Origin of the sequence: Paenibacillus vietnamensis, from assembly GCF_020169515.1 — a bacterium.
In the GTDB taxonomy this organism is placed as follows: Bacteria; Bacillota; Bacilli; order Paenibacillales; family Paenibacillaceae; genus Pristimantibacillus; species Pristimantibacillus vietnamensis.
Genome location: NZ_JAHMHW010000011.1, coordinates 133436 through 146326 on the forward strand (window position 1 = coordinate 133436; position 12891 = coordinate 146326).

10 protein-coding genes are annotated in these 12891 nt (G+C 47.9%); 6 read left to right on the forward strand and 4 right to left on the reverse strand.

The window, feature by feature from the left end; genetic code table 11:
- The first annotated feature begins 11 nt into the window (after positions 1-11).
- Both KP806_RS19280 and KP806_RS19285 read left to right on the forward strand, forming a co-directional pair.
- Positions 12-1004 carry a 2-hydroxyacid dehydrogenase gene (locus KP806_RS19280; RefSeq protein ID WP_224725373.1) on the forward strand — a complete coding sequence of 331 codons (993 nt, stop codon included), beginning with the start codon at positions 12-14 and terminating at the stop codon, positions 1002-1004.
- A 219-nt stretch (positions 1005-1223) separates the two neighbouring features.
- Positions 1224-1664: a cell wall hydrolase gene (locus tag KP806_RS19285; RefSeq protein ID WP_224725374.1), complete on the forward strand. Its 441-nt coding sequence runs from the start codon at positions 1224-1226 to the stop codon at positions 1662-1664.
- Positions 1665-1789: 125 nt separating this feature from the next.
- On the opposite strand, the gene KP806_RS19290 is transcribed toward KP806_RS19285, so the two are convergent.
- The 3 genes from KP806_RS19290 to KP806_RS19300 form a co-directional block, all read right to left on the reverse strand.
- The gene (locus KP806_RS19290) at positions 1790-2434 is read right to left on the reverse strand and encodes a metal-dependent hydrolase (RefSeq protein WP_224725375.1); all 645 of its coding nucleotides are present in this window, start codon (positions 2432-2434) and stop codon (positions 1790-1792) included.
- A gap of 750 nt (positions 2435-3184) precedes the next feature.
- A complete protein-coding gene (locus KP806_RS19295; RefSeq protein ID WP_224725376.1) occupies positions 3185-3346 on the reverse strand; it encodes a hypothetical protein in 162 nt (53 codons plus the stop codon).
- A gap of 18 nt (positions 3347-3364) precedes the next feature.
- The gene (locus KP806_RS19300) at positions 3365-4249 is read right to left on the reverse strand and encodes a helix-turn-helix transcriptional regulator (RefSeq protein WP_224725377.1); all 885 of its coding nucleotides are present in this window, start codon (positions 4247-4249) and stop codon (positions 3365-3367) included.
- A gap of 183 nt (positions 4250-4432) precedes the next feature.
- Here KP806_RS19300 and KP806_RS19305 point away from each other — a divergent pair, with 183 nt between their 5' ends.
- Both KP806_RS19305 and KP806_RS19310 read left to right on the forward strand, forming a co-directional pair.
- The gene (locus KP806_RS19305) at positions 4433-7117 is read left to right on the forward strand and encodes a glycoside hydrolase family 78 protein (protein WP_224725378.1); all 2685 of its coding nucleotides are present in this window, start codon (positions 4433-4435) and stop codon (positions 7115-7117) included.
- Positions 7118-7339: 222 nt separating this feature from the next.
- Positions 7340-8698: an ABC transporter substrate-binding protein gene (locus KP806_RS19310; protein ID WP_224725379.1), complete on the forward strand. Its 1359-nt coding sequence runs from the start codon at positions 7340-7342 to the stop codon at positions 8696-8698.
- A 43-nt stretch (positions 8699-8741) separates the two neighbouring features.
- On the opposite strand, the gene KP806_RS19315 is transcribed toward KP806_RS19310, so the two are convergent.
- Positions 8742-9923, reverse strand: coding sequence for an ATP-grasp domain-containing protein (locus tag KP806_RS19315; protein WP_224725380.1), 1182 nt, complete (start codon positions 9921-9923; stop codon positions 8742-8744).
- Positions 9924-10093: 170 nt separating this feature from the next.
- On the opposite strand from KP806_RS19315, the gene KP806_RS27840 reads away from it, so the two are divergent.
- Together KP806_RS27840 and KP806_RS19325 are read left to right on the forward strand one after the other, a co-directional pair.
- On the forward strand, positions 10094-11419 hold the full coding sequence (locus KP806_RS27840; protein WP_224725381.1) for a YheC/YheD family endospore coat-associated protein: 1326 nt from the start codon (positions 10094-10096) through the stop codon (positions 11417-11419).
- A gap of 109 nt (positions 11420-11528) precedes the next feature.
- Complete coding sequence (locus KP806_RS19325; protein WP_224725382.1) at positions 11529-12848, forward strand: Mur ligase family protein; 1320 nt, start codon at positions 11529-11531, stop codon at positions 12846-12848.
- The last annotated feature ends 43 nt before the right edge of the window (positions 12849-12891 follow it).

Consider the following 12891-nt stretch of genomic DNA (forward strand, 5'->3'; position numbering starts at 1 on the left):
GGCGTGGAAGCGTGAGGCCTAAAATCTATATTACGAGAAAAATTCCCGATGCCGCGCTGCAAAAGCTGCAGGAAAGCTGCGATGTAGAGATGTGGCCGGAGGAAGCGGTGCCGGTGCCGCGCGAGGTGCTGGAGGATAAAATAAAGGACGCGGACGGCTTGTTTTGTCTCCTCACCGAGTCAGTCGATTCAACGCTGCTGTCCGCCGCTCCGAGGCTGAAGATCGTCAGCAATATGGCGGTCGGCTACAACAACATCGATATCGCGGAAGCAAGCCGCAGACGGATTATGGTGACGAATACGCCGGGCGTCCTGACGGAAACGACCGCCGACTTGACGTTTGCCCTGCTAATGGCTGCCTCGCGCCGAATCGTCGAAGCCTCCGAATATTTGAGGTCGGGACAATGGACGACTTGGTCACCGATGCAGCTCACCGGCCAGGACATATACGGGGCGACCTTGGGCATTATCGGGATGGGAAGAATCGGGGAGGCACTGGCCCGGCGGGCACTAGGCTTCAATATGCGTGTCCTGTACTATAATCGCAGCCGCAAGCAGGAGCTCGAAGCAAGCATGGGGCTTGCTTATGCGGAGCTCGACAGCCTGCTCGGACTGGCCGATTTTGTATGTCTGATGACGCCGCTGACACCGGAAACGCGCCATCTGATCGGGAAGCGGGAGTTGAAGCTTATGAAGCCGACGGCCGTTCTGATCAACACGGCCCGGGGCGGGATTGTAGACGAGCAGGCGCTCTATGAAGCTTTACGGGAGGGCACGATTTGGGGAGCCGGACTGGATGTCTTTGAGGAGGAGCCGGTTCGGCTCGATCATCCTCTCCTGACGCTTCCGAACGTAGTCACGCTCCCGCATATCGGTAGCGCGTCGATCCGGACAAGAACCCTGATGGCCGAGCTTGCGGCGCGCAATCTGCTGCAGGGGCTGTCCGGGCAGCCTCCGGAGCACTTGGTTAACAAGGATGCTTTTGCTGCGGAGGAGAACGGATAATCCGATAATCTGTTGCTTTTTCATGTTTAAGTAGAACGGCTGCATCCGCAGTCGTTCTTTTGTTTCTTTTAACAAGTGTAGAGGGAAACATTCGCCTCATTAAGATAACGGCCAGAAGAGTGTGGTGGAACGGTTATTTGTTATCGCTCTCTTTTGCAAATGTAACACATCCGCTTGAGCTACAATATGATGAATCTAGAAATCTAAAGAGGTGAGCCAATGGCAGTCGTAAAAGCCAGGAAACAGGATATTGATATGTTGGCAAGGTTGCTTCGAGCTGAAGCCGAGGCCGAAGGCGAAATGGGCATGCTCCTAGTTGGAAATGTTGGCATTAACCGAATAAGAGGGAATTGCTCCGATTTTAAAAATCTCCGGACAATTCCCCAAATGATCAACCAGCCGCATGCGTTCGAAGCGTTGCAACACGGTATGTACTATCAAGGCGCAAGAGAGAGGGAACGCCGTCTGGCGCAACGGGCCGTGAATGGGGAGCGGAATTGGCCAGGCGAATTCTCCCTATGGTATTTCCGTCCAGGATCGTTCGAAAATCCCGGGCCATGTCCGCCAACTTGGTATGATCAGCCGTTCGTAGGACGATGGAAGAAACACTGTTTTTATCAACCGACCGTGAAAGAATGTCAACATATTTATAATACGTAAAGGTACATTAGGATCTCTTAACCTGACCTTTTACAGTCATGTGTCAGTTGACATGAACGTTATCTCATTAAGAGCCGCGTAAATCGCGGCTTCTTTGGGTTTAGTGGAATAAAGTTATTTTTGAGTTATAGGCGGATTTTAAACGATTTTTTGACGAGAGGGTAAAGCCACTTTACGCCGCTCGGCGTAAGCGTGTCCGCGACTAAATGGGACAGGTACCCGAGCATGGCGACGATGGTCACGCCATCAAGTTCCAGCTGCTGCTCCAGCCCCCATGCGATCGCGCCCCAGATCGGAATCGCCCACACGGTATGTGTCATTCCGCGATGATTCAGCCAAGGCACCCATGCGACGTACAAGCCGAAGCCCATCAGCCAGTTCATACCGTACTTGTAGCCGGCATAGATCAGCGCGGCGCCGACGACGCTGACGAGCGCATTGCGGATGGCTCCCTCCTTCATGACCAGACCGGACAATACGGCGGCGCCGCAGGCTCCGACGACCAGGGGGGACAAGGTTTTACCGGCAAAATAATAGTAAGCGACGATAGCCAAAAACAAAAAAGCGCCATACAGCGCGAATTCCCGGATGAACTTGGATATTTTGCCCAGCTTTGCGCTGAGCATGCTCTGCCCGTCAAGGTCGGCGCTGAGCGCGGAGAAGGCCGCGATACCGACATAATAGCCGGTTTGTTCGAGATCGGCCGTATAATAGGCGGCGGCAGCCGCTCCAACGGCAGCCCCGATGGCCAAATGCGTTTTACCTGTCATGTTGCCTCCTGTGTTCGTTACTTAAAGTACTGTTTGTTATAGCCCTACCATCCCAGCCAGCTCACTGTACTGCACTTTGTACATCGGAATGCGCGGTTAACTCCAACTAACTCTCCTCCAATGCACTTTGTACATCAGAATGAACTGATTTTCACCAACTGGCACACTCCGCTGCACTATTTGCAGGAGATTGGCGGGAAAGGAGCACTTTCGGCCGCAAGGGAGCGCAATCTGCTGTAAAACTGCAGCAGATGGCACATTCGAGCTCCTCATGTGAGGTCTCTGCTGCATTTTATGCAGCGAATCTCAGGACCAAGTTACTTAAACTAACCAGCTGCACTTTACCTTCTACTTCGAGAACGATCAACCCTTCCACCCCTACCAACCCCAGCCAGCTCACTGTACTGCACTTTGTACATCGGAATGCGCTAGTTCGATTCCAACAATCTCTCCCCAATGTACTTTGTACATCAGAATAAGCTAATTTTGGCCAACTAGCTAACTCCGCTGCACTTTTTGCAGCAGATTGGCGGGAAAGGAGCACTTTCGGCCGCAAGGGAGCGCAATCTGCTGTAAAACTGCAGCAGACGGCACATTCGAGCTCCTCATGTGAGGTCTCTGCTGCATTTTATGCAGTGGAGACCGGAGCTCCAGGGAGCCCTAAGCCCGAGCAGAGCCTGGAGCCCAGCGGCAAGAGCAGCCCGCCCGGCCTCCCCGCACTCCGCCCAGCCTCCAGCTGACACATCCCCATCAAAGATGCTTCGAGTTCACCTGCTCGTTGCGAATCATTTGCTCCAGCTTCTCCACGAGCCGGTCATGCACAGGGTCTTTCTTGCGGAAGCCGAGCAGGCTTCTCCGGTTCTGCCGCTTCAGCAGCAGCAGTAAATACTGCTTTTCTTTCAACGTAAACATGCCGCCTAAGCCTCCGTTCTAAGTGGGAGTAACAGCATGACGGGCTGCTTTGCGGTAGGCGCCGGGCGTCATGCCTGTGCATCTTTTGAACACGGCGTTAAAAGAATGAATATCCCGGTATCCGACACGTTCCGCGATATGGCCGACCTTCAGCTCGGTTTCCCTCAGCAGCGCCTGGCTCTGGCGGATGCGCACGTTTTGCAAATAGCGGTGAAAGGTCTGCTGCGTATGCTCCAGAAATAAACGCTGCAGGTGGCGTTCGCTCCAGCCGCTCGTATCGGCCAGAATGCCGAGCGTAAGCTCACGGTCAAAGTTTTGCTCAACAAAGCCCAGCAGCTCGAAAAAGGCCGTCTGCCGGGAGGCAGTTTCCTCGCCGCGATGCTCCGTCAGCCGCTGGAGCAGAATGATCAGCTGCAGCAGCAGCGCATGCAGGTAATCCTGCGAACCCGCCTGCGGCAGATGATATTCCTTGTACATCGTAAGGAATAGCTGCTCGCCGCGGTTATCCGGATCCTGGCAGACGAAATAGGGCAGCAGGCCTTGCTCCATGGCGCCGAGAAAGTCGGCGATTCGGGGATCGGCCGCGATTGTGCCCAGCCTGCGCAGCAGCTGCGGCGAGAACACGCAGTTGTATACGCTCAGCGGGTGACGGACTTTGTCCGTCGATGTCGGGCGAAACACATGGGACAAGCCGATGGGGATGAACAGGATATGCCCCTTTTGCACCTTGTGGATGTCGTCCCCGACGTGGTGGAAGCCGGCGCCTTCCGCGATATAGACGATTTCGAGGAAGTCGTGATCGTGGAAGGGACTGTTGAAATCCTCGGACGCCCGATTGACGAACAGCAGCGAATCGCCTTTGAAAAAGTAGTCTCCACGGAATGTTTCTGTCGGACGCTGCATGGCTCACACTCCTGTCGGATCATTTTATGATTTTATGATAACGCGGATGTCCGTAATACCCCATGAAGATGTCCGAGCCGCCCCCAAACATAGAACCGTACTTTTTTATAATTATAGTGGAAGGCAAGGCGGCAAGGAAGGCGAACAACAAAATTCCAGTCAAGCGGCAGGAGGTTAACGATTATGTTTAAAGTGACGGATTTAAGGTGCGAGTATCAAAAAAATCCGATTGGCATCGGCACCATAAAGCCGAGAATCAGCTGGAAGCTGGAATCGGACGAAAGAGGAGCGCGTCAAACGGCGTACGAGATAGAGGTAGGGGGAGACGCTTCATTCTCTGAGGTGATATGGGCCTCCGGAAAAATCGAGTCGGAGCAGTCCGTCCTAGTCGAGCTGGACAACTTTACGGCTGAATCCTGCAAGCGCTATTATTACCGCATTCAGTCATGGGACCAGGCTGGTCAGAGCTCGGACTGGTCGGAGGCCGCTTATTGGGAAATGGGCTTGCTGACTCCGGAGGAATGGACGGGAGAATGGATATCCGCTCCGTTAGAGCTGCTGCCGGTCGATGCCGAACCGTCGCCGATGCTGCGCAGAAGCTTCAGCCTGAACGGCACGGTGAAGAAGGCGAGACTGTATGCGACCTCGCTGGGCTTATATGAGCTGGAGCTGAACGGCCGGCGGGTCGGGGACAGCTATTTTACGCCCGGCTGGACCAGCTATCGCCATACTTTGCAAACGCAGACCTACGACGTGACGGAGCTTCTCCAGCCGGGCGATAATGCCATCGGCGCACTGCTCGGCAACGGATGGTACAAAGGTTATCTTGCTTGGGGCAATAAACGCTTTCACTATGGCGACCGCCTGGCGCTGCTGATGCAGCTGCACATCGAATACGAGGACGGGAATACCGAGCGGATCGTCTCGGACCGGAGCTGGAAGGCGGCTGCCGGCCCGATTCTTCTGTCGGAAATTTACCACGGTGAAACGTACGATGCACGTCTGGAGAGAGACGGCTGGAGCCGTGCCGGCTACGATGACGGGGAATGGACAGGAGTAGACAGGCTGGACCACGGCAAAAAAATGCTGACACCGCAGGTGAACGAACCGGTTCGCAAGCAGGAGCATCTGAAGCCGATCGAGGTCATTACAACGCCGAATGGCGAGACCGTGCTGGATTTTGGCCAAAATATGGTCGGCTGGGTCCGCTTCAGCATTCAGGGGCAACCGGGGACGAAGGTGGAGCTTTACCACGCGGAAGTGCTCGACAGCGACGGCAATTTCTATACAGCCAACCTTCGCGCGGCGAAACAGCAGATCACGTACGTATTGAAAGGCGGGGAGCGCGAGACGTTCGAGCCGCGGTTTACGTTCCAGGGCTTTCGTTATGTGAAGCTTGAGGGCTTCCCGGCTCCGGTGAATCCCGACGATTTTGAAGGTGTCGTGCTGCATTCCGACATGGAGGAAACAGGTACGTTCTCGTGCTCGGAGCCGCTCGTAAATCAGCTGCAGCACAATATCAAATGGGGGTTAAAAGGCAATTTTCTCGACGTGCCGACCGATTGTCCGCAGCGGGATGAGCGGCTCGGATGGACGGGAGATGCCCAAATGTTCATTCAAACCGCATCCTATTTGATGAATGTTGCGCCATTTTTCACGAAATGGCTCCGGGACGTAAAGGCCGATCAAACGGAGGACGGAGGCATTCCGTTCGTCGTGCCGCATATACTTGGCGAGAAAGACCACTCGTCCGCGGCATGGGGCGACGCTGCCGTTATTTGCCCGTGGATACTCTATGTCAGCTATGGGGACAAACGGATTTTGGCGGAGCAGTACGACAGCATGAAAGCCTGGGTGACGTATATTCGTAACCAAGGGGAGCAGGAGTATTTGTGGAATTCCGGCTTCCACTTCGGGGATTGGCTCGGTCTGGATGCCAAAGCCGGGGATTACCGGGGCGCGACCGAAAACGACATCATCGCAACGGCGTTTTATGCGTATTCGACGTCCTTGGTCCAGAAAGCGGCGGAGGTGCTTGGCAAGCAGGAGGATGCGGCTGAGCTGGCGGAGCTGCATGCGAATATCGTCAAAGCGTTCCGCCAAGAATTCGTGACGGCCACAGGAAGGCTGGCGGCTCCGACCCAGACGGCTCATGTGCTGGCGCTGAAGTTCGGGCTGCTGGACGGCAAGGCGGAGAAACGCGCAGCCGCGAAGCTGAAGGAGCTGCTGGAGGCAAGCAACCATCATCTGACGACCGGCTTTGTCGGCACTCCGTATTTGAATCATGTGCTGAGCGACCATGGAATGAACGGGGAAGCCTACAAGCTGCTGCTTCAGCAAACCTATCCTTCCTGGCTGTACCCCGTAACGAAAGGCGCGACGACGATCTGGGAGCATTGGGACGGCATCCGGGAGGACGGCAGCTTCTGGAGCGCGGACATGAATTCGTACAACCATTACGCATACGGAGCGATCGGCGATTGGATGTACCGTGCGGTGGCCGGCATCCGTTCGTCGGAGACGGGACCGGGCTACAAGCACTTCGTGATCGCACCACAGCCGGGAGAAGGAATTACATGGGCCGAAGGGCGCCTGGATACGATGTACGGCGAGGTCGGCTCGAAGTGGAGCGAATCCGGCGACGGATTATTCACTTTGGAGGTGCGGATTCCGCCGGGCACGAGCGCGGACATTCTTTTGCCGGGAACGTCTGAAGCCGGTCAGGTTAGCGAAGGAGGGCAGGCGCTTGACGCGGCTCCGGGTATTTTGACGGTGGAGCAATCGGGGGCTGCCGTAAAAGTGAGCGTCGGGTCCGGTGTCTACCGTTTCGAGGTTCAGAGCCGGAAAAGCGCCCTCGAGCTTGTGTAGTCTTATAAAAGAATGATCGAAACGAAACCCACCGTTAGGCGTCCGGCCATACGCGGTGGGTTTCGTTTTTTTTGCACAAAGTTCGCAGCTTTCCCCTATAGAAAAATCGCATCGCCCTACTTAAAGCTCCGACATCCTCTCTATAATAGGATTTAGCATAATTGATAGCGCTTACAGTGTCAAACCTTGAATTGGACTTTAACAGGACAAAGGGAGGAATCGATGATCGTGCCACGGAAAATGATTTCGACGATGCTTGCCTCAATCATGCTATTTACCGGCCTATCTGCGTGCAGCAGCAATACGGGAAGCAATGGGGAAACCGGCACATCCGCCGCTCCGCAGGCTTCTTCTCCAGAGACTTCCGCTCCACCAGCAGATAGTCAGCCCGACGAGCTGAAGGGCGATTTGACCTGGTTCGGTCTCGCGAGCCCGGATACCTTCGAGGAACAGTACGGTCAATTCCTGAAGCAGAAGTTTCCGAAAATCAACTTTACCTACATCAACCAAACGGAAGAACAGAGACTGGAGCAGCTCATCGCATCCGGTACGCAGATCGATATGTACCTGACGTCGGCGCACGATCTCCGTGTGCAATACATGCCGGCCAATATGGCACTCGATCTCAGTCCGTTAATCGAAAAGCACGGCGTCGATCTTAGCGCAATCGAGCCGGCGTATATGGATGCCGTTACGGTTGACGGCAAACCTTATCTGCTGCCGGTTAGCGACAATAAGTTCGTCATGTATTATAACAAAGACATGTTCGACCGGTTCGGCGTAAAATATCCGTGGGACGGCATGACCTGGGACGACGCGCTCACGCTGTCCAAGCAGATCACACGAAACGAAGGCGGCAAGCAGTACATAGGCTTGTGGATGTCGCCGAAGCACTATTTCCGCGTCGCGCAAAATTCGGCCGGTCTGGTCGATCCGGAGACGAACAAGGCGACCGTTAATAACGACCAGTGGAAATTTATTTTTGATAACATTTTTTATAACTTTACGCGGGACCCGGGCTTTCAGCAAAGGGCTAACAAAGAGTGGCTGTCGCACGCGGACTTTAACAAAAACTTCGTAGTCGGCATGTACATCTACCAATCGGGCTGGATGATGTCGGCGGATACGAGTCTCCCAGAAAACTGGGATATTGCGGCCGTGCCGACTTTTAAAGAATATCCGGATATAAACACGCAGACTTATGCTACCTACGCCGGGATCTCGGCAACCTCCAAACAGCAGGACCTTGCCATGGAGGTGTTAAAATATTTAATCTCGGAAGAATATCAGACCCTCATTTCCAAACGGGGAATGATTACGCCGCTTTTATCACAAGCGGTTAGGGATGCGGCGTTCGCGGACTATCCTTTTGCCGATTCGAAAAACATTCAAGCGCTGTATTACGGAACACCCGCTAAAGGCCGGGTCATGACGCAATTTGACGAACTGGTCATTGAGGAGTCTTTCGATGCAGATATTGTACGCGAAATTGCGAAGGGCAAGCTCGATGTCAATTCGGCGCTTCGAAGGGCCGAAGAGACGGCCAATAAGCTGATTCAGGAACAGCTGACCAAGCAATAGCGGACGTGAGAAGGGGAGGGTTGAAAAACCGTCCCTTTTTTCTTTAACATTCTAATTGATTTAGTAGTTGTTGTTCTATCTTGTTTACTTCTTCTTTCGAGTTACCGACCAGAATGGAGTAGAGGATGATAGGTTCATCAGAATTTAAATTGGACGGGTTATATATACTAAGCGGCACCAGCCTTTTTTGTTGAATAAATGTTTTAATTGTACGTTCAAACTTATTTAAGCTGACAAATGTTTTAAAATTCCTGAATTTTAGTGTATTAACTTGTAATGACTCCATTATACTTTCTTTTAAAAGTAGTGCTACAGTAGAAGCATTCATTCTAAAATTTAAATCAATCGCAATGATGCGATTATCTTCGCTAATTACGATATCAAACCCGGCAATTCCATAGTACCCCAGCGAAACTGCTTTTTCCATAATTTGTTCCCCTAATTGTATGACTTTCTCCGGAAGTTGGTTATCTTCTTGTGTTACCCAATTCCCCGTATACTTTCCTTCATTTATAATCTGTTCGGCTGCTCCAAGGTAAATGAAATCTCCTTTATAGGTTTGAACAAATTGAACACAATAATTTCGCAGAATGGGTATTTGTTCTTCCATTACTACGAAATTACATGAATTAAAAAGTTGTTTGGCATATTGAAGATCAGCATTGTTTTTACAAATAACGACTTCGATTCCTCCGCCTTGCGGTTCATCCGTTGCTGCTTTAGCTACAAAAGGTAAGCCAAACGGGAAATTTTTCTCTTGTGCAAAATCTGATATAGATAATACTTTACGTCTTGCCAGGTTTTGTTTTGGGACTAAGTCTTTAAGGTTGCCTTTGTTATTTAAATAGGCAATTAATTCAGGAGCTATCCAATACTTATTGTAATTTAGTTCCTCCAGTAAATGCGGGAAATTAACGACTACTTTATCTTTAGAATGATTAAATTCATTTAATTTCTTATAGTAACTTCTTTCATCACAATAAGTATGAATTTTATTTGCCAATTGCAATCCAGATTCCTTAAGAATCGACAAAGAGGATGGCTCAATAACACCACTATGGCATAAGATCGGCATTTTACCGGCTATGCTCAATAATCTGCCCGTATCAGAATGTTGGGAAACGGAGTCAGGCAACCATTGCATATTTCTATAAGATGCCCGTTGATTAAAGACGTACCCCGGTCCATAGATATCATAAAGTGTAACGCTTGGTTTTATTTCCATTACATATTCCCTCTCTGACCTCTGACTGTACCCTTCCTTAATTGAATATATTCATGAAAAAATATTCTGACATAGTTAAATGAACTATTTTTATTTCAGTTGGTTGTTTATAACAAACGCTCTCTATAAGACTTCATATAATAAGGGTGAATATGGGAGGGGAAGAGAAGGTGAATTCGAAAATCTATTTAATAGTAGATAACCATTCAAAAGATACGGTATATTTGCATCCGATTACGGCAGAAAGGATGAAAATTGAGGAAGGAACGGGAACACTTAAATTCGGCACCCAAGCAAGTACCATAAACATAATAATTACTGCAAAATACAAAGAAAATGAATTATACATCTCAGAAAATGTTTTAAAGCATCTTAAGATTCCTTTATTCTGTGAATTTGAATTTATTAATGACCAGCAAAATCTTATGATTGGGCCTTTCATCGGTATATTGGCTTCATTATCTAAAAAAGAATTAGAGGGAAATTTAAATAATTTTTCAGATTATGTATATCACTATGATCAAATTGGAGGAGCAATCATCGTTTTTTCTTTAGATGAAGTTACACCAGAAGAACAAACCATACAAGGATTTATGTTTAATCCGACAAATAAAGAGTGGGAAAAAGGTATCTATCTTTACCCTTCCTCCCTATTTTTGCGTATTAAATGGTTTGGTCCAAAGTGGCAGCAACATTTCGAATCATTTATGGGTAATAAAATTTTTAATAATTTTTACTTTGATAAATGGAGTATACACAAACATTTGATGAATTCGCCTGATTTAACCGATTACGTTCCTAAAACCGTTCTATATACAAAGCCTTCTGACCTTTTATCTTTCTTAAAAGGGAATTCCTCAGCCTACCTGAAACCCATAAATTCTTCAAGAGGGAACGGTATTATAAAAATAGATCGATTAGGGAAGAACAGAGCACTTGTTAAATACTTTGGTCGAAGTAAAGTGACTCAAAAAAATTTAAATAATCAAAAAGAGATGAATCGATTTTTTAGACAAAGGTTAATACCAGGCAAATATATCGTTCAAAAATCACTGGATCTTGTTACAAAGAATGCTGGTATTATTGATTTTCGTATCTACCTCACAAAGGATAGCACAAAAGAATGGAAGTATATTACAACATTCTCCAAGGAAGGAATGCCGGGGGAGATTGTTAGTAATATTAATAGAGGAGGGGTAGCCGGGAGAGGGCTTCAGTTATTAAAAGAAACACTGTTTCTGACTGACCAGGAAGTAAATGAAATCGAGCATACAATGCAGACTGCAGCAATAAAAGCAGTTAAAGCTTTAGAAAAATCAGGCGTTCATTTTGCAAATACAGGAGTAGATATAGGAGTCGATATCACTAAGAAGGTATGGATTATTGAAATACAGTTCAATTCCCCAGGTCAGAAAGGCTTTCTCCTTGATAAGACCCTGTATCATGAGTATTTAAAAACAATTATGCTATATTCTAAAAGTTTAGCTGAATTTTAATCATGAAACGGCTAGGGACGTTAAGGAGGCGGCGCCACTGAATTCTTTACCGTTAAAAGACGTATTAAAGATTTTAAAAGGTACCGTTATATCGGGTAAAGGGACTCCATTGATTAATCATATTGCCACCAGATATAGTCAAATTGACAGAAATAAAAATACATTGTTTTTTCATTTAAATTCAAGATATCGTCTAAAACGTTTAAGAAAATATAAAAATTTAGTTATTGTTACCGAAAAGTCTACATTCATTAAAACCACTCAGTTAAGTCATTTGGTTATTAAGGTAAGGAATATTCATGCTGCTTATTGGGGATTAATTTGCCATTACCGTGAGTCTTTTAAGATACCTGTATTTGGAATAACCGGTACTAGCGGGAAAACAACCACAAAAGAAATGATATCACAAGTGTTAACAATGGAAGGATTAAATGTTCAATCCACTTATAGAAGTAATAATGGACCCAGTAGAGATTTACAGTATCTTTTAGAGATTACCGATAAAACGGATGCCTCTGTCATTGAAATGGGGTTGGCAAAACCCGGTGATCTTCAAAAGACTTGCAGGGTCTTTCAGCCCAATATAAGAATATTGTTAAATATTGGCGTATACCATCTTGAGGGCTGTGTAACGATGGAAAATTATATTAAGGCAAAAGCTGAAATATTGGATAGGATCAAACCTGAAGATATCCTCATTTTAAATGCCGATTGTTCAAATATTAAAAAGATTGATGTTAGTCATGTTACACAAAAAATTTACATTGGTATAAATGAAAAAGCTGATTTTATGGCAAAGAATATTCAATATACGGATATAGGGATAAGCTTTAGTCTTGTTCACAAAACTGTAGAGTACCCGGCATTTATACCAGGGTATGGAAGACATAATGTTTATAATGCTTTAGCCTCGATTGCTGCTGTTTATCAAATTGGTATGGATATAGAGAAGTCCATAAACAAATTATCAAAGTTCCGTCATCTTGACTCTCATTTAGAACCGTTTTCCGGGATAAATGGATGTTCAATTATTGATGATACTTGGAACAATACCCCTCCCGCTATGGAAGCCGCACTAAATGTATTGAAAGAGATTTCGAATGGGAAGAAAAATATTGCTGTTTTAGGCTATTTTCCGCGATTAGGAGAGAGCAATACGGCCAAGCAGCAATATGAGTATATGGCCACAAGAGTTATGGAAACAGGTATTGATAAATTAATCATTACAGATGAAAAATCAATAGAAATTGGAAAACATGCCATGAAACTGGGTATGAATCATGATGATATTCACTATTGTTTTACGGATCAAGACGTTTCTAGAACTGTTACCCATTTGCTCACACCAGAAACGATTGTGTTATTAAAATTTTCAAGAATCCGAAGAGACTCCTTATTTAATACCTTAAAGGAAACGCTCATCAGTTAGAATTATCCTCCGGCCCCCACAGGAGCTCGCCGCCCAAGCGCCC